Raw genomic sequence first — 19,238 nt, forward strand, 5'->3', positions numbered from 1 at the left:
CGATGGCTTATGATTATCAGGCGGTGCATGCTCTCGACGGCATGATCGGCGCAATCGCGGAGCGGCGGGCGAATCACCTCTCCGTCCATCGCACGATGGCGATCGCCATGGTTCTCGCCGGGCCCGGGCAGACGGCCGAGGCTGCTGGCATTCTCGTGTCGAACGGCGAATTCGAAGCGCGGTTTTCCGGCCCCGGCGAATGGCTCGTCCTGTCGCAGGTGCATGCGCCGGAGACGCTCGCCGCCGAGCTTTCCGTCCGCCTCGGCGGTTTCGCCTTTGTCGTCGATCAGAGCCACGGGCGTGTCGTGCTGACCCTTTCAGGGCCGGATGCCGCGCGCATTCTGGCGAACGGCATCGCGGTCGATCTTCATGCCGATGCCTTCCCCGTCGGCCGGGCGGCGAATGTGCTGTGCAATCACCTCTCGCTCAATCTTGTCCGGACGGGCGACCAGAGTTTTGATCTCGTGGTCATGCGCAGCTTCGCCGGGGCCCTGGTGGACGATCTCAAGGTCATGGCGCGCAGCCACGACCTGTCGGTGGATTTCGCGACGCGTTGAACCGCGTCCGCGCGCCGCTGCCCGACATCCAAAATCGACAAAGCGACATGAGGTTTCGCACCACGGGCTTGTGAGGCCTCCGGGGGACAAAATAGGCTGCGTTTCGTCTGCAGCACGAAGTTCCCTTTCAACCCGCCAAGCCGGAGTTTTTCATGAAGAGCCATGCAAGGGTCGTCGTCATCGGGGGCGGCGTCGTCGGCTGTTCCGTCCTCTATCACCTGACCAAGTTCGGCTGGACCGATGTCGTGCTCGTCGAACGCTCGGAGCTGACCTCCGGCTCGACCTGGCATGCGGCCGGCGGCATGCACACGATCAACGGCGATCCCAACGTCGCCAAGCTGCAGAAATACACGGTGGAACTCTACAAGGAGATCCAGGACTATTCCGGCCAGGATATCGGCCTGCACATGACATCCGGCATGATGCTGGCATCGACCAAGGACCGGTTCGACTGGATGAAGTCGATCCTCGCCAAGGGCCGCTATATGGGCCTCGACGCGCATCTTCTGACGCCGAAGGAAGCGCATGAGCTGATGCCGCTGCTCGATCCCGACCAGTTTGTCGGGGCGGTGTTCGATCCGGTCGAAGGCCATCTCGATCCCTACGGCACGACGCATGCCTATGCGAAATCGGCCAAGAAGAACGGCGCCGACATCTACCTGCACACCAAGGTGGAAGACCTGGTGCAGCGCGAGGACGGCAGCTGGCGCGTCATCACCAACAAGGGCGAGATCATCGCCGAGCATGTCGTCAACTGCGGCGGCCTCTGGGCGCGCGAGGTCGGCCGCATGGTCGGGCTCGAGCTGCCGGTGCTCGCCATGGAGCATATGTATCTCATCACCGAGGACATGCCCGAGGTCATCGAATTCAACCAGACGCGCGGCAAGGAGCTGATGCACTGCGTCGACTTCGACGGGGAAATCTATCTCCGCCAGGAGCGCAACGGCATGCTGATGGGCACCTATGAAAAGGCCTGCCGCCCGTGGTCGCCGCTGACGACCCCCTGGGATTTCGGCCACGAGCTGCTGGAAGAGGATATCGAGCGCATCACGCCGGAGCTGGAGGTGGGTTTCCGCCATTTCCCGGCTTTCAACAAGGCGGGCATCAAGAAGGTCATCAACGGCCCCTTTACCTTCTCGCCGGACGGAAATCCGCTCGTCGGTCCCGTGCGCGGCATGACGAACTACTGGTCGGCCTGCGCGGTCATGGCGGGTTTCAGCCAGGGCGGCGGCGTCGGTCTGGCGCTCGCCAACTGGATGATCCACGGCGACCCCGGCTTCGACGTGTTCGCCATGGACGTTTCCCGCTACGGCGACTTTGCGACGCTCGGCTACACCAATGCCAAGGTGCGCGAAAACTATTCGCGCCGCTTCTCGATCCGCTATCCGAACGAGGAGCTGCCGGCCGGCCGGCCGCTTTTGACGACGCCGATCTACGACAGGCTGAAGCAGGCCGGCGCGGTCTTCGGCGCGTCCTATGGTCTCGAAGCGCCGCTGTGGTTCGCGCCCGAGGGCGTCGAGGACCATTTCTCCTGGCGGCGCTCGACGGACTTCGAAACGGTCGGCGCGGAGGCCAAGGCCGTCCGCGCGAGCGTCGGCCTGATGGAAACCTCGGGCTTTGCCAAATATGCGGTGAAGGGCAGGGCACCGGAGGCCTGGCTCGACCGGCTGCTGACCTGCCGCATGCCGGCGACGGGCCGCATGACGCTGGCGCCGATGCTGAAGGACGACGGCAAGCTCATCGGCGATTTCACGCTGGCCAAGCTCGGCGAGGGGGATTTCCTGCTCATCGGCTCCGGCATTGCCGAAGACTATCATATGCGCTGGTTCGAGAATCACCTGCCGGCTGACGGTTCGGTGACGCTCGAAGCGCTGAATCTTTCGCTCGTCGGCCTCGCCATTGCCGGGCCGAGGGCGCGCGATGTGTTGCAGAAACTGACACATCAGGACCTGTCGACGGCCGCTTTCGCTTTCATGGACGTGCGCCGCATGGATCTCGGCATGGCCTCGGCCATTGTCGGGCGCGTCAGCTATACCGGCGATCTCGGCTATGAAATCTGGATGAAGCCGCAATACCAGCGCTATCTCTACGATCTCATTCTGGAAGCCGGTGCCGAATTCGGTATTCGCCTCTTCGGGCTCCGCGCCTTGAATGCGCTGCGTCTCGAAAAATCCTATGGCAGCTGGTCGCGCGAATATCGTCCGCTCTATGGCCCGCTGGAGGCCGGGCTGGAGCGTTTCGTCGCGCTCCGCAAGGACGCAGACTTCATCGGCAAGGCCGCAGCCAGGGCGGAGCGCGAGACGGGCGGGACGCTGCGTCTGCGTACCTTCATCCTGGATGCGAAGGATGCGGATGTGATCGGCGACGAGCCGATCTATCTCGATGGCGAGGTGCGCGGCTGGGTGACGTCGGGCGGCTATGCCCATGCCGCCGGCCTTTCGGTCGCGGTCGGCTACGTGTCGAAGGAGATCGCGGACGTTGCAACCGGCTGGTCGATTGAACTTCTCGGCGAGGTGTTGCCGGCGCGTCTGCAAGCCGAACCGCTGTTCGATCCGTCGGGTGCGAAAATGCGTGGCTGATTGTCCCGTGACGTGAGGCGGCGATGTCCCAAGACGGGACGTCGCCGTTTTCCCATTTTGTGCATCATTTTGCGCAACGGCGTCGGTTTCGCTGCCAATTTTTTGGTTTCCGTGGCGTTAATTACGTCATTTAACGCTTCTTACTAAAGAAATTGTCGATCGGGGCATTTTGGGCTTCCCTTTTGTATCGAAAGCGGTATGGAATCCCATTGTCTAAACAAGCTCAAAAATGAGCGACAAGAACAAGAGATGCGGCCCTCAGGGAACTGCATCCGGGGGATTATATATGGAGTACTTCATCCAGCAGCTCGTCAACGGGCTGACTCTTGGATCTATTTATGGTCTGATAGCCATCGGCTACACCATGGTTTACGGCATCATCGGCATGATCAATTTCGCCCACGGCGATATCTTCATGTTGGGTGGATTTGCCGCTCTCATCACCTTCCTTCTTCTGACAAGCGTTTTTGCCGGCCTTCCGGTCGTGCTTCTGCTGCTGGTCATGATCGCCGCCGCGATGCTCACCGCATCGCTGTGGAACTGGACGATCGAGAAGGTGGCGTACCGGCCGCTGCGCGGATCCTTCCGCCTCGCGCCGCTGATCACCGCAATCGGCATGTCGATTGCGCTGTCGAACTTCATCCAGGTGACGCAGGGTCCGCGCAACAAGCCGATCCCGCCGATGGTGTCGTCGGTCTACAACGTCTTCGGCATCGCGATCTCGCTGAAGCAGCTCATCATCATGGTCCTGACGGTCACATTGCTCGCGGTGTTCTGGTACATCGTCAACAAGACCTCGCTTGGTAGAGCGCAACGCGCTACCGAGCAGGACCGCAAGATGGCGGCGCTGCTCGGCATCGACGTCGACCGGACGATCTCCGTGACCTTCATCATGGGCGCCTCGCTCGCTGCCGTCGCCGGCACCATGTACCTGATGTATTACGGTGTGACCGTCTTCACCGACGGCTTCATTCCGGGGGTCAAGGCCTTCACGGCTGCGGTTCTGGGCGGCATCGGCTCGCTGCCGGGTGCGGTTCTCGGCGGCCTTCTCATCGGCCTCATCGAGAGCCTGTGGTCCGCCTACTTCACCATCGACTACAAGGACGTCGCGACGTTCTCCATCCTCGCCATCGTCCTGATCTTCAAGCCGTCCGGTATTCTCGGACGACCGGAAGTCGAGAAGGTTTGATCCATGTCCATCATTTCGAACACCAATGAGAGCGCCGGCGGTAATCTGACGGCGCGGGCTCTGCGCGAGGGCATTTTTGCCGGTATCATCGCGCTCGGCCTCTTCGTCCTGTTCGTCGGTCTCGAGACCACGCAGAACATCCGCAACGAGCTCGTGCTCAACCAGCGCTGGGGTCTGCTCGCGGTCTTCGTGATCGTCGCCGCCGTCGGCCGCTTTGTGACCGTCGCCTATATCCGCCCCTCGATGGCTGCCCGCAAGGCAGCGGCCTCGAAGGCGGTCGCGGAGACGGAGGAAAGCTTCTTCAAGCGTAATTTCAGCAAGATCGCCATCGCGGCCCTTCTGATCTATCCGCCGCTGATGGTCATGCTCTTCGGCGTGCAGGGCTCGCTGAAGTGGGTCGACAATTTCGGCATCCAGATCCTCATCTATGTGATGCTCGCCTGGGGCCTTAACATCGTCGTCGGTCTCGCCGGCCTGCTCGACCTCGGCTATGTCGCCTTCTACGCGGTCGGCGCCTATTCCTACGCGCTGCTCTCGCAGCAGTTCGGCTTCTCCTTCTGGGTGCTTCTGCCGCTCGCCGGTATCCTTGCCGCCTTCTGGGGCATGATCCTCGGTTTCCCGGTGCTGCGTCTGAAGGGCGACTATCTCGCCATCGTGACGCTCGCCTTCGGGGAAATCATCCGACTCGTGCTGATCAACTGGACGGAAGTCACCCGCGGCACCTTCGGCGTCTCGGGCATTCCGAAGGCTTCGGTCTTCGGCATCTGGTCCTTCGACGTCAGCGCGCCGAACAACTTCGCCAAGGTCTTCGGTCTGCCGATGTCGTCGGCCTACTACAAGATCTTCCTGTTCTATCTCATCCTGGCGCTGGCTCTGCTGACCGCCTATGTGACGATCCGCCTGCGCCGCATGCCGATCGGCCGCGCCTGGGAGGCGCTGCGTGAAGACGAGATCGCCTGCCGTTCGCTCGGCATCAACACGGTGACGACCAAGCTGACGGCCTTTTCCATCGGCGCGATGTTCGGCGGCTTTGCCGGCTCCTTCTTCGCTGTGCGCCAGGGCTTCGTCTCGCCGGAAAGCTTCGTCTTCCTCGAATCGGCGATCATCCTCGCCATCGTGGTTCTCGGCGGCATGGGCTCGCTTGTCGGCATCGCCGTCGCTGCGGTGGTCATGGTTGGCGGCACGGAACTGCTGCGCGAAATGACGTTCCTGAAGGCCATCTTCGGGCCGGAGTTCACGCCCGAACTCTACCGCATGCTGATCTTCGGCCTCGCCATGGTCGTCGTCATGGTCTGGAAGCCGCGCGGCTTCGTCGGAAGCCGTGAACCGACCGCCTTCCTTCGGGAACGCAAGGCAGTCTCCGGTAGCTTCACCAAGGAAGGGCACGGTTGATGGCGCCCGGAACGAATACGATGACGAACGATCCTATCCTGAAAGTCGAGCACCTCTCGATGCGCTTCGGTGGTCTCATGGCCATCAACGACCTCTCCTTCGAGGCACAGCGCGGCGACATCACGGCGCTCATCGGCCCGAACGGCGCCGGCAAGACCACTGTGTTCAACTGCGTGACCGGCTTCTACAAGCCGACCATGGGCATGATCACCATGCGCCAGAAGGCGGGCAAGGCGTTCCTGCTGGAACGCATGACCGACTTCGAGATCACCCGCGATGCCAAGGTGGCGCGTACCTTCCAGAACATCCGGCTTTTCTCGGGCCTGACGGTTCTCGAAAACCTGCTCGTGGCCCAGCACAACATGCTGATGAAGGCCTCCGGCTACACGATCCTCGGCCTACTCGGCTTCCCGACCTACAAGAAGGCGGCGGCCGAATCGATCGACATCGCCAAGTACTGGCTGGAAAAGGCCAATCTCATCGAGCGTGCGGACGATCCGGCGGGCGACCTGCCCTACGGTGCCCAGCGCCGCCTGGAAATCGCCCGCGCCATGTGCACGGGGCCGGAATTCCTGTGCCTCGACGAGCCGGCCGCCGGCCTCAACCCGCGCGAGTCGCTGGCACTCAACGAACTCCTGCGCTCCATCCGCAAGGACAGCGGCACGTCGATCCTGCTCATCGAGCACGACATGTCGGTCGTCATGGAAATCTCCGACCATGTGGTCGTACTGGAATACGGCCAGAAGATTTCCGACGGCACGCCGGACCATGTGAAGAACGATCCGAAGGTTATCGCGGCCTATCTCGGTGTGGAAGATGATGAGGTCGAAGAGGTGATCGAGGAAATCGAGGTTATCGCAGAGAGCGAAGGTCCGCAGGGAGGTACGCACTCATGAGCGATACGCTTCTCAGCGTCCAGGGCGTGGAAACCTACTATGGCAACATCCGCGCGCTCGCCGGCGTCAATGTCGAAGTCAAGAAGGGCGAAATCGTCTCGCTGATCGGCGCCAACGGCGCCGGTAAGTCGACGCTCATGATGACGGTCTGCGGCAGCCCGCAGGCTCGCACCGGCTCGGTCATTTTCGACGGCGAGGATATTACCCGCCTGCCGACACATCTCATCGCCCGTCGCCGTATCGCGCAGTCGCCCGAGGGACGCCGTATCTTCCCGCGCATGACGGTCTATGAAAACCTTCAGATGGGCGCGAGCCTCGACAATCTGAAATACTTCAACGAGGACGTGGAAAAGATCTTCACGCTCTTTCCCCGTCTGAAGGAACGCCAGGCCCAGCGTGGCGGCACGCTTTCGGGCGGCGAGCAGCAGATGCTCTCCATCGGCCGCGCGCTGATGGCGCGCCCGAAGCTTCTGCTTCTCGACGAGCCGTCGCTCGGCCTCGCGCCGCTGATCATCAAGCAGATCTTCGACGCCATCAAGGTTCTGAACCAGGAGCAGGGGCTGACGGTGTTTCTCGTCGAGCAGAACGCCTTTGCTGCGCTCAAGCTTTCCAATCGAGCTTATGTGATGGTCAACGGCCAGGTGACGATGAGCGGTTCGGGCAAGGAACTTCTGGCCAACCCGGAAGTGCGCGCCGCCTATCTGGAAGGCGGACGCCACTAAGGCGCTGTAGGGAGAGAAGAAAAATGCAAGGAATTCTCTACGAAGAACCGTCCGTCTGGCAGTTCCTGTTCGTCAGCGTCATCATGGGCGGCTGGACCGCCTGGCGCACGGGCAAGAGCGTGGCCGAGAACTGGCAGAACTACACGACGCTGGTCGTCTACATCCTTCTTCTGGGTGTCGCGATCCGTTTCATCCATCATGCGTTGTTTCACGGCAGCATGCTGACGGTGCAATACTATATCGTGGACACCGCCGTGCTTTTGTTGTTTGCTACGCTCGGCTTCCGCTATTACCGTACGCGGCAAATGACCAGCAACTACTACTGGCTCTATGAAAAGGCTTCGGCCTTTTCCTGGAAATCGAAATAACCAGAGGGAAACACCGCGACCGATCCTCGGCCGCGGGACAAGATACCGGCGCAATGAATGCGGGTGTTGCGACCGGTCGAAACGAACCCGCTCTTAAATTTGGGAGTAATAATATGAAGAAGTCTCTCATGTCGGCTGTTGCTTTGGCTGCAATGGTCGCTTTCAGCGGCAGCGCCTGGGCCGACATCCTGATCGGCGTCGGTGGCCCGATCACCGGCCCGAACGCCGCCTTCGGCGCGCAGTTGCAGAAGGGTGCCGAGCAGGCTGCTGCCGACATCAACGCAGCCGGCGGCATCAACGGCGAGCAGATCAAGATCGTGCTCGGCGACGACGTATCCGACCCGAAGCAGGGCGTTTCGGTCGCCAACAAGTTCGTCGCTGACGGCGTCAAGTTCGTTGTCGGCCACTTCAACTCGGGCGTTTCCATTCCGGCATCGGAAATCTACGCTGAAAACGGCATCCTGCAGATCACGCCGGCTTCCACGAACCCGACCTACACGGAACGTGGCCTGTGGAACACCTTCCGTACCTGCGGTCGCGACGACCAGCAGGGCGCCGTAGCCGGTTCCTTCATCGCCGCCAACTTCAAGGACGCCAAGGTTGCCGTCGTTCACGACAAGACTCCGTATGGTCAGGGCCTTGCCGACGAAACCAAGAAGGCGATGAACGAAGCCGGCATCACGGAAGTGATCTACGAAGGCGTCAACATCGGCGACAAGGACTTCTCCGCTCTCATCGCCAAGATGAAGGAAGCCGGCGTTTCCGTCGTCTACTGGGGCGGTCTGCACACCGAGTTCGGCCTGATGGAACGCCAGGCAGCCGACCAGGGCCTGAAGGCAACCTTCATGTCGGGCGACGGCATCGTTTCGAACGAACTGGCTTCGATCGCCGGCGACGCCGTCGACGGTACGCTGATGACGTTCGCTCCGGATCCGCGCAAGAACGAAGCTGCAAAGGAACTCGTTGAAAAGTTCCGTGCATCCGGTTTCGAGCCGGAAGCCTACACGCTGTATTCCTACGCTGCCGTTCAGGTCATCGCTGAAGGCGCCAAGGCTGCCGGCGGCGTAGATCCGCAGGCCGTTGCCGAAGCCATCAAGGCCAAGGGTCCGTTCAAGACCGCCATCGGCGAACTCGGCTTCGACGAAAAGGGCGACATCACCCGTCCGGACTACGTCATGTACACCTGGAAGAAGGGTGAAGACGGCAAGTACACCTACGTCGAAAACCAGTAATCGGTTTTCACGGGAACGGGCGGCGCATGCACGCCGCCCAACCGAATTCGCTTCAAGCCCGGCCTTCGTGCCGGGCTATTTCTTTGCGCGGATGACGGGCGTCTATACCATCCGCATACCGGCGCTGCGGCATCGGCCAAGGGCCGGCGGGCGCGTCACGGCGCGGATAATTTCACGTTTCGAAAAATACGCACCCCGATCATTTCGCACTTGCATAACGGCGCGGGCGTGCCGAAAATCGGAACGCTCCGAGGCCCGTCCCAGCGAGGCCGAAGGCAGACATCGCGCGCCCAAAACAGCGGCATGAAGCCTGGTCATCCGGGGCGATTTTCAGCAATGGCACGACGCTGGCGACCGTGCACCAACCGATCCGGTGACATCGAATGCTTGAACTCAGACCCAACTGCGAATGCTGCGACCGCGACCTGCCGCCGGAAAGCCGGGACGTGCTGATCTGCACCTTCGAATGCACGTTCTGCACGGACTGCGCGACGGGCGTTCTCGATGGGTCCTGCCCGAATTGCGGCGGTACGTTCGAGCGCCGACCGGTGCGCCCGGCCGCCATGCTGGCAAAATATCCGGCATCTACCAAGCGGGTCTTGAAAGCCGAAGGCTGCAGGCCGGCGGATGCCGCGTGAGGGAGGCTGCTCGCCAGCATGGGGGAGTTCTCCGGCTTCCGTCAAACGCAGGGGGAACTCTGACATGGTGATCCACACTGCCTCCCGACTGGCTATTGCCGCATTGCTTCTTTCTGCGTCCGTCTGCGCGGCGCAGGAACCTGATGTCGATTGCGAGAACGCCATGACGCAGATGGACATGAACATCTGTGCCGACCGCGACTATCAGGAAGCCGACGTCGCGTTGAACGCCGCCTACAAGAAGGCCCTTTCGGCCGCGCGTGAAATGGACGACGGCGTCGCGGACCTCGGCGAGAACTATGTCGGCGCGGCGGATGCCCTGAAAAGGGCCCAGCGGGCGTGGATAGGCTATCGCGACGGCCAATGCGAATTCGCCGGGTTCGGCGCGCGGGGTGGGTCGATGGAGCCTCTGCTCGTTTCAAGCTGCCTTGCCGACCTCACGCGCAAGCGGACGGTCGAGTTGAAGGCGGGCTACGAGCAGGAAAACTGAGGGCAGTACCGATGCCGCGCAGGATCGCCATCGTCGGGAACGGCCGCATTCCGGAAGGGGTGGCGGAGACGATCGATGCCGCCGATCTCGTGATTCGTTTCAATGGCTGCCGTTCGGCTGGCCGCGGCGGCTGGAAGACGGATGTCATCGCTGCCTGCAACACCGGGCGCCCGGCACTGGAGATGCTGGCCGGCGGACGCTGGAAGGCAAGCGAGACCGTGCGGCAGGCGACAGAAATCTGGTGCGTGCGCACCGCGGAGGTCTTTGCCGCCATGCGCGCGCCGCTTGCGAAGAGCCATCCTGACCTCGACGATTTCTGTGATGACTATACGGTCGGCTTCGAAACCTTCGCCCGTGTCACCGGCAGACGGCTGAGCGTCGTCCCGGCTGCCATGCACCACGTCGTCGATGCCGAACTATCGGCTTTCGATCCGCCGCCCTATATCGTGCCGAGTTCGGGGCTGGTCGTCATTGCCCATGTGCTTTCCAATGTCGCTACGGCGGGAGACCGCGTGTCCCTTGCCGGCTTTGGCCACGAGGGCTGGCAATGGCATCCCTTCGCCGCCGAGCGGCGCTGGGTGGATGCGCATGTCGCTGCCGGCCGCCTCGATCGTCTCGATCCTTTCTCTGCCTCCGGGAAGAATTGACCCTGCCTCCGCAATCCTCTGTCTTGCCCATGGCTGCTCGTCGGCACCACCTCCCGTCGCAAAACGGGACGGTTAAACTTCTATCGAATGCTTTAGTCGTCTCTGAAAGAAAATGCCCTAAGGTCACCGGCAGGTCAGGCGTCTTCGCTTGCGTGTTTGCGAAAACGCTCTGTTTTTGTTGATGCAATTCCACGCGCATATCCGCTGCGCTTTGACGGAATTGCTCTATGGAGAGATTTATGCGTTCCAGGCTGGCCCTTCGGCTGAGGGCCCAGATAGATTTCGTCCGCTTCGAGACGAAAGCCGAGATCGGTACTTTCGTGCTGAACATCGTTCTGTTGGCGGTGGCGCTTGCGACTGCGATATACCTGATGTTTGCCGCCGTTCTGGCGAGTCTAGGCCTTCTGCCCTATCCCTTCGGCACCGCGCTTGGTTTTGGCGGTTTGACGACGATGCTGATCGCCGCAAGCGTCACGGCGCTGCTTGCCTGGCTGATCGGGGCGGCGATCCATGAACTCTCCCTGTCGCGGGCCGAATTCGAGCGGTTGAGCCGGCTCGACCCGCTTTCGGGCCTGCTCAACCGGCGGGCATTTTCCGATGTGATGGCGGAGACGAAAGTCAACGGTTTCTTCGTGCTGTTCGACGTCGACCACTTCAAAGCCGTCAACGACGCCCATGGTCATGCTGTGGGAGATGCAGTCATCGTGGCCGTTTCGCAGGAGCTGCAAAGGGTCTTCGAGCCAGCCCATTTCGTCAGCCGTTTCGGCGGTGAGGAGTTTGCGGTGATGATCTGCGGAGACGACCGCGGCGATTGCTGTCTGCTGGTCGAGCAGGCGCGCCGCTCGGTCGCGGCACGCCGCATCGAAACAGGCGAAGGGACGGTATCGGTGACCCTGTCCGCCGGTGTTGCCGACCACACGCCCCAGAGGTCTTTCGCGGCCATCTTCGAGGCGGCGGACCGGGCGCTCTATCTCGCAAAATCCTTCGGCCGCGACCGAGCCGTCCACGAGGATGAGAGCGATGAACTGCTGGCACCCAGCCGTCGCGTCGCTGCCGGCGGCCGTCGGCGCTGACACGTGCGGAAATAACGTAGGCAGGTCTATCGGCGGTTTCCTTGCCGGGGCAAACATGCTTTTGTCGATGGGTTCAATCCATTGATTTCAGAGGTTGCCCCTTGCCCTATCGCTCCACACAAATTCTATCGCACGGCACAGGTACGGACCGCTCGCCCATCGATGTCGTGGTGCTGGCGCATGACCAGCGCCATGTGCGCCGAAAGCTGCTGCACATGCAGCACGACGATGTGGTGATGCTCGATCTCAAGGAGCCGGTGCAGCTTGCCCATGGCGACCTGCTTCTGACCGAAACCGGCGAGACCATCGAGGTGATCGCGGCCGAGGAGTTGCTCTACGAGGTGATGCCGCGCGATACGCTGCATCTCGTCGAACTCGCCTGGCATCTCGGCAACCGCCATCTGCCGGCGCAGATCGAAGAGGCGCGCATCCTCATCCTGCGTGATCATGTCATCAAGGATATGCTGATCGGGCTCGGCGCTGCGGTGCGCGACGTTTCCGAGCCGTTCCATCCCGTACGCGGCGCCTATCACGGTTCCGGCCATGGGCACGACCACGGGCACCATCACCACAGTCATGACTGAGGCGGCATCGCCCGCATCGCCGATCCAGCCCGCATGCCGTCACGGATATCGATGTGGCGGTGTGCGTGCGAACCGGTCTCTGGTCAGAGCCGGCGAAGCGCTTCGGGGTCGCCGATATGGACCAGGCGGCCGCGGACGTTGACGCCGTGGCTGCGCAGCATGGAAAAGGCGCGCGAAAGCGCTTCCGGCGCAAGCCCCAGTTTGCCGGCGAGCAGGCTCTTCTGGTAGGGCAGGCGGAAGCTGATCGCCTTGCCTTCGGCTGTGCAATGGGCAAGCAGGTAGCGCGCCACGCGCTGCGGGGCGGTGTGCAGCCGGTCATTGGAAAGGCTTGCAAAGGCCTTTGCCAGCTGGGCGGAGAGGGCGTTGGTGAGCGCCACGGCAAGGTCCGGCCGACGGTTTGCAATGTCGCGCACGCGCTTCAGGTCGAAGCGGGCGATGAGCGCCGGTTCGGCGGCCTGCGCCGTTGCCGTATAGCGGCCGCCATCCAGCACGACGCTTGCGCCGATGAGATCGCCGGGACCGTAAAGCTCGACATCGGCCTCGCGTCCGTCGGGGTCGAGTTTGTAGACGCGGATGTAGCCCGACAGCACGCAATGCAGGAGATCGGCAGGTTCGCCTTCCCGGAAGAGGATCTGGCGCGCCGGCAGGTTGCCGATCACCGCGATTTCCATCATCGCCGCAACGCTTTCCACGCCGAGTGCTGCCAGAAGGCCTGAATTCAGCAGGGTTTCCCGTTCCCGTGCGCCGGGTTTCATCAGCCTGTTCATTGATCTCACTCCGTGCTCCCGCAGGCATTTCTTGCTCTTTGACGGGAGAACGATAGTGGAGGACGGGCAAGCCTTACTTGATTTCGATCAATCAAAGCAAAAACGGCCGGCTCGACATCAATCGAACCGGCCGTCTTGTCGAAGCGGTGGAGGTCTACTCGGCGGCGAGCGGGGAGTGGTGCACCACGGTGAAGGGTTTGCGCTCGCCGGTGTTCTTCTTCTCAAGCGTCTCGATGCGCTTTTCGAGGTCGGTGACATCGCGGCTCGTCTGGTCGGCAAGGCGGGTCAGTGCCTCCGGCTCCATGGCCAGCAGTTCCTCGTCCTTCTTGCCGACGAAGCGACCGAACAGCCAGCCGAGCAGGCGCGAAAGGTCATCCATGATCAGGAAGAAGGAGGGAACGACGACAAGCGAGAGCACCGTCGAGACGATGATGCCGCCGATCACCGCGATCGCCATCGGCGAGCGGAACGAGCCGCCTTCGCCGACGCCGAGTGCGGAGGGCAGCATGCCTGCCGACATGGCGATCGAGGTCATGACGATCGGCCGGGCGCGCTTGCGGCCCGCTTCGATCATCGCTTCCACGCGGTTCATGCCCCTGTGCATCATCTCGATGGCGAAATCGACGAGCAGGATCGCGTTCTTCGTCACGATGCCCATCAGCATGAGGATGCCGATGAGAACGGGCATGGAGAGCGCGTTCTGCGTCAGGATCAGGCCGGCCGCCACGCCGCCGATGGCGAGCGGCAGCGAGAGCAGGATGGTGAAGGGCTGGATCACGTCCTTGAAGAGCAGGATCAGCACCATCAGCACCAGAAGCAGGCCGAGCAGCATGGCGTTGCCGAAGGATTGCTGCATTTCGGCCTGGATTTCCGCGTCACCGCTTTCGGCGAACTGCACGGTCGGCGGCATGTCGATGCTGGCGGCGATTTCCTTGAAGCGGGCGATTGCCGTATCGAGTGCGACGCCGGGCTTGAGGTCCGAGCCGACGGAAACGACGCGGTTTCGGTTGTGGCGCTTCACCGAGCTCGGACCTTCCGAATAGTCGATGTCGGCGACGCTCGACAGCGGTACGAACTGTCCGGCGGATGTCTGGATCTTGAGGTTCCTGATGGCGCCGAGGTCCGCGCGGAAGTCGCGGTTGACCTGGACGCGGATCGGGATCAGGCGGTCGTCCAGCGAGACCTTGCTGAGCTGCGAGTCGATATCGCCGATGGTGGCAACGCGCACGACTTCCGAAATCTGCGCCGTGGTGATGCCAAGGCGGGCCATCTGGTCGTCACGCGGGCGGATCTGCAATTCCGGCCGTGGCAGCGAGCCTTCCGAGCTGATGTTGGACAGGACCGGATCGGCGCGCAGCTTCGCCTCTAGCACGCCAACGGTGGCGTTGAGGTCCGCCTCGTTGTTGGAGAGCAGATTGAATGCCAGGTCGCGCTCGCCGCGGTCGTTGAGCTTGATGATGCGCACGTCGGGAATGTCGCGCAGCGTCGCGAATATTTCCTTCTCGATATCCCACTGCGGGCGCAGGCGGCCCTTGGCTTCGATCTTCGGCAGATAGGCGCCGATGACGGGGATCTTTCCGGCGACGTCGTTGACCAGCTTGTGGAGCAGTGAATGTTCCAGCTTGTCGAGGATGACCGTGACGGAGGCGCGGCGCAGTTCCAGGTCGCCCTTCGGCGAGGAGCCGCCGAGCACGAAGACGCTGGCGACGCCGTCGATGTTCTTGACTCGGTCGAAGATCTGCGTGGTCGTGCGGTCGGTATCTTCAAGCATCGCATCCGGCGGCAGCTCGACCGAGAGCACGACGCGCGAGGCGTCTTCCGGCGGCAGGAAGCTGCCGGGTACGGTGGCGAGCAGCATGACGGAGCCGATCAGGAAGGCAAAGGCGGCGAGCAGGGTGGCATAGCGCGCATACCACGTGCTTGTCGTCTTGCTGACGAGCCAGGTGTAACCACGAATGAAGGCGCCCTCCTTCTCTTCGCCGTGGCCATCCGCATCGCCGGAGCGCATGAGATAGGCCGCCATGACCGGCGTTATGAGACGCGCGACCGCGAGCGAGAAGAAGACGGCAACCGCCACCGTCAGGCCGAACTGGATGAAATACTGGCCCGGAATGCCCGGCATGAAGGAAACCGGCACGAAGACCGCGATGATGGTGAAGGTCGTCGCGATGACGGCGAGGCCGATTTCGTCGGCGGCTTCGATCGCGGCCCGGTAGGGCGTCTTGCCCATGCGGATATGCCGCGCGATGTTCTCGATCTCCACGATCGCGTCGTCGACGAGAATGCCCGTCGCCAGCGTCAATGCCAGGAACGAGACGAGGTTCAGCGAGAAGCCCATCATGTCCATGACGAAGAAGGTGGGGATCGCCGAAAGCGGCAGCGCCACGGCCGAAATCAGCGTGGCGCGCCAGTTGCGCAGGAACAGGAACACGACGAGGACCGCGAGAAGGGCCCCTTCGATCAGCGTATGCAGCGCCGCTTCGTAGTTGCCGTAGGTGAAGTAGACGCTGTCGTCGACCATCTGGATGGAGACGTCGGGATATTGCGCGCGCACCTTGGTGAGCGCCTTTTCGACGGATTCGGCCACGGTCACCTCGCTGGCGCCCTTCGAGCGGAAGACCGCGAAGGTCACGACAGGGTTACCGTTGAAGCGCGAGAAGGAGCGGGGCTCCTCATAGGTGTCGCTGACCGTGCCGATTTCGGAAAGCCGCACGAAGCGGCCGTTCGGCAGGGCGATCATCGTGTTGTTGAGCTTTTCCACCGAACGGGCGTCGCCGAGCGTGCGGATCGCCTGTTCGGCGCCGGCGATCTGGCCGCGGCCCGAACCGGCATCCGCATTCATGCTGCGGATCTGGCGGTTCACGTCGGCGGCGGAAATCCCGTAGGATTCGAGCTTGTCGGGGTTGAGGTCGACGCGCACTTCGCGGTCGGCGCCGCCAAACCGATCGATCTTGCCGATGCCGGCCTGGCCCTGCAGCGCGCGCTTGACCTTGTCGTCGACGAACCAGGAAAGCTCCTCGAGCGTCATGTTCGGCGAAGAGACGGCGAAGGTCTGGATTGCCTGTCCCTCGACGTCGATCTTGGTGACGACGGGCTCGTCGACGGAGGCCGGCAGGTCGCTGCGGATACGGTCGATCGCGTCCTTGACGTCCTGGAGGGCCTGGTTGGTCGGCTTTTCAATCTCGAAGAGAACCGAGGTCACCGAACTGCCGTCCGTGACGGTCGACATGATGTCGTCGACGCCCTCGATGCCGGCGACAGCATCCTCGATTTCCTTGGTGACCTGGACCTCGAGCTCGGCCGGGGCGGCACCGCTCTGGCTCACGCTGATGGCGATGATCGGCACGTCGATATTGGGGAAGCGCGTGATGGGCAGCGCAAAGAATGACGACACGCCGACATAGATCAGCAGGAAAAACGCGAGCAGCGGCGCAATCGGATTGCGAATGGACCAAGCTGAAAAGTTCATGTCCCCAAAGTCCTTGTAGAGAGACCAGACGGTATTCGGGCTCCGGCCCCTCCCGGATCACCCGCCATGTCACCGGGCGCCCCCGCCCGGCATTCACGCCGCCGCAGCGGCGCCTTCACGTCATTTCGTCGCCGAGGCCTGTTCGGCATGCACCGGGTTGACCTTGTCGCCATCGCGCACATAGGCGCCGGCCTTGGCCACCACCTCGTCACCGGCCGCAAGGCCGCTGACGATCTCGATGACCTGGCCGTCCTGGATGCCGGTCTCGACCGAAACCAGTTTGACGACGCCATTCTCGACCTTGCGGGCTACCGTCTTGCCATCGGAAGTCGTGATCGCCGAGAGCGGCAGCACGATGCCTTCGCGCTCCTCAACGACGATCTCGGCGCTGGCGAACATGCCGGCGCGAGCCTTGCCCGGCTCGTCGAAGCGGATATAGACGCGGCCGAGGCGGCTTTGCGGGTCGAGCGTCGGCTCGACGAGTCGGATCGTGCCCGTGAGGGACGCAGCGCCGCCGGCAAGCTTGACCGTCGCCTTCTGGCCGGATGCGAGCTTGAGCACGGTATCTTCCGAGACATCGGCTTTCAGCTCGATCTCGCCGTCACGGATGACGGTGAAGAGCGGCGAACCGGCGCCGCTGGCGATCGCACCGACCTTGGCCGTGCGGGCGGAAACGACACCTGCAACCGGCGACTTCACGGCGGTTCGCGCCAACTTCAGGGCGATGTCGTCGATCTGGGTTTCCGCCACCTTGATGTCGGCCTCCGAGACGGCGACCGCCTGTTCGGCGGAGTTGACGCGGGCCAGCGCCGCATCAGCCGATGCAACCGCCTGATCGGCCGATGCCTGCGACTGTGAGCCGGATTTGACAAGCTTCAAGGCGCGGTCACGAACCCGAACGGTTTCATCGGCGTTGGCCTTGGCCTCGACGAGCTGCGCCTTGATCTGCTCCAGCGCGGCCTTCGCCTTGGCCAGCGAAGCCTCGTTCTGACTTCTCTGCAGCACGAGGGTGTCGTCGTTCAGCGTGGCGAGCGTGCCCTCCGCCTTGACCGTGTCGCCGACATCGGCGGCCAGCGTGCGGATGGAGAGGCCATCGACCAGCGGCACCACATAGACTTCCTCGACCGCCTGCACCGTGCCGGTCGCGATGACGCGGTCGACGATGGTGCGCGCCTCGGCGGCGCTGACGACGATTGCCGGAAGATTCTGGGTCTGCTGCTGCGTTTCGCCGGTCTGGGTTGCCGCATCGGCGGCAAAGGCAACGACCGGCGTGACCGTCATGAAAACCGCGACGGAAAAAGAGAGAACTTTCCTGTGTCCAGAAGCCATAGGCCGAACTTTCCCAAAAGCATGACTTGTATGATCTTGATCCGGGCGTTCTTTTTGATTTTCCGGATCTATTCCTGCCAGTATGGCGGACACGGAAACGGCAATGCCGGCCTCTCCCAGGTTTCCCACTGTGCGGTCTATGTAATTGGCGCCCGTCAGCCTTACAAGAGGTAACGGAATGGTGCCTCATTATTTTATGCGTTTGGCTTTTCCATGGCAATCGCGACAGGACGCCGCAGTTTTGGCGCCCAAAACAAAACGTGCGGAGCCGGGGCCCCGCACGTCGATGTCGTTTGGCGATGCGACTACTTCAGCGCTTCGTCGGTGACCTCATGCGTCCAGGCGCCTACCGGCTCCTTGGAGATGACGGGGTCGGAGCCGCCGGCGAGCAGCGAAGCGACGGTGCGCTTGTAATCCGCCTCGTCGAGCGCGCCGTTGGAGCCGGCGGTCAGCTTGGCGACTTCGCCCATCATGCGCTTCTGGTGGGCTTCGGTCTGCGCGCCGGTCGAGTCGTTCTCAAGAACGATGCCAGCGGCTTCGTCCGGATGCTCCTCGGCATATTTCCAGCCCTTCATGGAAGCGCGCACGAACTTGACCATCTTTTCCTTGAAGGCCGGGTCCTTGAGCTTGTCTTCCAGCACGTAGAGGCCGTCTTCCAGCGTGGCGACGCCCTGATCCTCGTACTTGAAGGTCACGAGGTCCTCCGGCTTGATGCCGGCATCGAGAACCTGACCGTATTCGTTATAGGTCATGGTGGAGATGCAGGCGGCCTGCTTCTGGATCAGCGGATCGACGTTGAAGCCCTGCTTGAGCACGGTCACGCCTTCCGGCCCGCCATCGGTCGGGATTTTCAGGTGGCTCATCCAGGAGAGGAAGGGGTATTCGTTGCCGAAGAACCAGACGCCGAGCGTCTTGCCCTTGAAGTCTTCCGGACCCTTGACGCCGGATTCCTTCAGGCAGGTCAGCATCATGCCCGAGGATTTGAACGGCTGGGCGATGTTGACGAGCGCCACGCCCTTTTCGCGGGTGGCGAGCGCTGACGGCATCCAGTCGACGATAACGTCGGCGCCACCGCCGGCGATCACCTGCGCGGGAGCGATGTCAGGTCCACCCGGCTTGATTTCGACGTCGAGGCCTTCCTCCTCGTAGAACCCCTTGTCCTTGGCGACATAGTAGCCGCCGAACTGGGCCTGGGTCACCCATTTCAGCTGGAGTGTCACCTTGTCTGCGGCTTCGGCCTGGAACGCGGCAAGCGAGAAGGCGCTTGCCAGCAACATCGATGCAATCGTCTTTTTCATGTCAGTTC

Annotated in this window: 17 protein-coding genes; 13 read left to right on the forward strand and 4 right to left on the reverse strand. The window is 62.4% G+C overall.

What is annotated here, in order from left to right; all coding sequences use genetic code 11:
* Positions 1-2: 2 nt before the first annotated feature.
* From MUO32_RS20590 to ureE, 13 genes are all read left to right on the forward strand, one after another.
* On the forward strand, positions 3-557 hold the full coding sequence (locus tag MUO32_RS20590; protein ID WP_257950256.1) for a sarcosine oxidase subunit gamma: 555 nt from the start codon (positions 3-5) through the stop codon (positions 555-557).
* Positions 558-709: 152 nt separating this feature from the next.
* Entirely contained in the window at positions 710-3,136 is a 2,427-nt protein-coding gene (locus tag MUO32_RS20595) for an FAD-dependent oxidoreductase (RefSeq protein WP_257950257.1), read from the forward strand.
* 286 nt (positions 3,137-3,422) lie between these two features.
* Positions 3,423-4,325, forward strand: a complete 903-nt coding sequence (locus tag MUO32_RS20600; protein ID WP_257950258.1) for a branched-chain amino acid ABC transporter permease — start codon at positions 3,423-3,425, stop codon at positions 4,323-4,325.
* Between the two features lie 3 nt (positions 4,326-4,328).
* Entirely contained in the window at positions 4,329-5,717 is a 1,389-nt protein-coding gene (gene livM / locus MUO32_RS20605) for a high-affinity branched-chain amino acid ABC transporter permease LivM (protein ID WP_257950259.1), read from the forward strand.
* Complete coding sequence (locus tag MUO32_RS20610) at positions 5,717-6,613, forward strand: ABC transporter ATP-binding protein (protein WP_257950260.1); 897 nt, start codon at positions 5,717-5,719, stop codon at positions 6,611-6,613. The genes livM and MUO32_RS20610 overlap by 1 nt, the downstream gene beginning before the upstream one ends.
* On the forward strand, positions 6,610-7,335 hold the full coding sequence (locus tag MUO32_RS20615) for an ABC transporter ATP-binding protein (RefSeq protein ID WP_257950261.1): 726 nt from the start codon (positions 6,610-6,612) through the stop codon (positions 7,333-7,335). Before MUO32_RS20610 ends, MUO32_RS20615 begins: the two co-directional genes overlap by 4 nt.
* A 23-nt stretch (positions 7,336-7,358) precedes the next feature.
* Positions 7,359-7,703, forward strand: a complete 345-nt coding sequence (locus MUO32_RS20620; RefSeq protein ID WP_257950262.1) for a DUF6867 family protein — start codon at positions 7,359-7,361, stop codon at positions 7,701-7,703.
* 113 nt (positions 7,704-7,816) lie between these two features.
* Positions 7,817-8,935: a branched-chain amino acid ABC transporter substrate-binding protein gene (locus tag MUO32_RS20625; RefSeq protein WP_257950263.1), complete on the forward strand. Its 1,119-nt coding sequence runs from the start codon at positions 7,817-7,819 to the stop codon at positions 8,933-8,935.
* Positions 8,936-9,318: 383 nt separating this feature from the next.
* A complete protein-coding gene (locus MUO32_RS20630; RefSeq protein ID WP_257950264.1) occupies positions 9,319-9,573 on the forward strand; it encodes a DUF1272 domain-containing protein in 255 nt (84 codons plus the stop codon).
* Between the two features lie 64 nt (positions 9,574-9,637).
* Entirely contained in the window at positions 9,638-10,063 is a 426-nt protein-coding gene (locus MUO32_RS20635) for a lysozyme inhibitor LprI family protein (RefSeq protein WP_257950265.1), read from the forward strand.
* A gap of 11 nt (positions 10,064-10,074) precedes the next feature.
* Positions 10,075-10,710: a Urease operon accessory protein gene (locus tag MUO32_RS20640; RefSeq protein WP_257950266.1), complete on the forward strand. Its 636-nt coding sequence runs from the start codon at positions 10,075-10,077 to the stop codon at positions 10,708-10,710.
* Between the two features lie 239 nt (positions 10,711-10,949).
* Positions 10,950-11,783 carry a GGDEF domain-containing protein gene (locus MUO32_RS20645; protein ID WP_257950267.1) on the forward strand — a complete coding sequence of 278 codons (834 nt, stop codon included), beginning with the start codon at positions 10,950-10,952 and terminating at the stop codon, positions 11,781-11,783.
* Between the two features lie 101 nt (positions 11,784-11,884).
* Entirely contained in the window at positions 11,885-12,367 is a 483-nt protein-coding gene (gene ureE, locus MUO32_RS20650) for an urease accessory protein UreE (protein ID WP_257950268.1), read from the forward strand.
* Positions 12,368-12,450: 83 nt separating this feature from the next.
* Here ureE and MUO32_RS20655 read toward each other — a convergent pair whose 3' ends face one another.
* The 4 genes from MUO32_RS20655 to MUO32_RS20670 form a co-directional block, all read right to left on the reverse strand.
* Entirely contained in the window at positions 12,451-13,134 is a 684-nt protein-coding gene (locus MUO32_RS20655) for a Crp/Fnr family transcriptional regulator (RefSeq protein ID WP_257950269.1), read from the reverse strand.
* A gap of 154 nt (positions 13,135-13,288) precedes the next feature.
* Entirely contained in the window at positions 13,289-16,603 is a 3,315-nt protein-coding gene (locus MUO32_RS20660) for an efflux RND transporter permease subunit (RefSeq protein WP_257950270.1), read from the reverse strand.
* A 120-nt stretch (positions 16,604-16,723) separates the two neighbouring features.
* A complete protein-coding gene (locus MUO32_RS20665; protein WP_257950271.1) occupies positions 16,724-17,884 on the reverse strand; it encodes an efflux RND transporter periplasmic adaptor subunit in 1,161 nt (386 codons plus the stop codon).
* Between the two features lie 353 nt (positions 17,885-18,237).
* A complete protein-coding gene (locus MUO32_RS20670; protein ID WP_257950272.1) occupies positions 18,238-19,230 on the reverse strand; it encodes an ABC transporter substrate-binding protein in 993 nt (330 codons plus the stop codon).
* Positions 19,231-19,238: the final 8 nt, after the last annotated feature.

Source organism: Shinella sp. CPCC 101442 (assembly GCF_024704725.1).
Taxonomy (GTDB): domain Bacteria; phylum Pseudomonadota; class Alphaproteobacteria; order Rhizobiales; family Rhizobiaceae; genus Shinella.

Excerpts from the sequence above, each read along its gene's own strand:
- MUO32_RS20595 (WP_257950257.1), top strand. The coding sequence starts at position 710 with ATGAAGAGCCATGCAAGGGTCGTCGTCATCGGGGGCGGCGTCGTCGGC.
- MUO32_RS20660 (WP_257950270.1), bottom strand. The coding sequence starts at position 16,603 with ATGAACTTTTCAGCTTGGTCCATTCGCAATCCGATTGCGCCGCTGCTC.
- MUO32_RS20670 (WP_257950272.1), bottom strand. The coding sequence starts at position 19,230 with ATGAAAAAGACGATTGCATCGATGTTGCTGGCAAGCGCCTTCTCGCTT.
- MUO32_RS20625 (WP_257950263.1), top strand. The coding sequence starts at position 7,817 with ATGAAGAAGTCTCTCATGTCGGCTGTTGCTTTGGCTGCAATGGTCGCT.
- MUO32_RS20590 (WP_257950256.1), top strand. The coding sequence starts at position 3 with ATGGCTTATGATTATCAGGCGGTGCATGCTCTCGACGGCATGATCGGC.
- MUO32_RS20635 (WP_257950265.1), top strand. The coding sequence starts at position 9,638 with ATGGTGATCCACACTGCCTCCCGACTGGCTATTGCCGCATTGCTTCTT.
- livM (WP_257950259.1), top strand. The coding sequence starts at position 4,329 with ATGTCCATCATTTCGAACACCAATGAGAGCGCCGGCGGTAATCTGACG.
- MUO32_RS20615 (WP_257950261.1), top strand. The coding sequence starts at position 6,610 with ATGAGCGATACGCTTCTCAGCGTCCAGGGCGTGGAAACCTACTATGGC.
- MUO32_RS20610 (WP_257950260.1), top strand. The coding sequence starts at position 5,717 with ATGGCGCCCGGAACGAATACGATGACGAACGATCCTATCCTGAAAGTC.
- MUO32_RS20645 (WP_257950267.1), top strand. The coding sequence starts at position 10,950 with ATGCGTTCCAGGCTGGCCCTTCGGCTGAGGGCCCAGATAGATTTCGTC.
- MUO32_RS20620 (WP_257950262.1), top strand. The coding sequence starts at position 7,359 with ATGCAAGGAATTCTCTACGAAGAACCGTCCGTCTGGCAGTTCCTGTTC.
- MUO32_RS20640 (WP_257950266.1), top strand. The coding sequence starts at position 10,075 with ATGCCGCGCAGGATCGCCATCGTCGGGAACGGCCGCATTCCGGAAGGG.
- MUO32_RS20665 (WP_257950271.1), bottom strand. The coding sequence starts at position 17,884 with ATGACGGTCACGCCGGTCGTTGCCTTTGCCGCCGATGCGGCAACCCAG.
- MUO32_RS20630 (WP_257950264.1), top strand. The coding sequence starts at position 9,319 with ATGCTTGAACTCAGACCCAACTGCGAATGCTGCGACCGCGACCTGCCG.
- MUO32_RS20655 (WP_257950269.1), bottom strand. The coding sequence starts at position 13,134 with ATGAACAGGCTGATGAAACCCGGCGCACGGGAACGGGAAACCCTGCTG.
- MUO32_RS20600 (WP_257950258.1), top strand. The coding sequence starts at position 3,423 with ATGGAGTACTTCATCCAGCAGCTCGTCAACGGGCTGACTCTTGGATCT.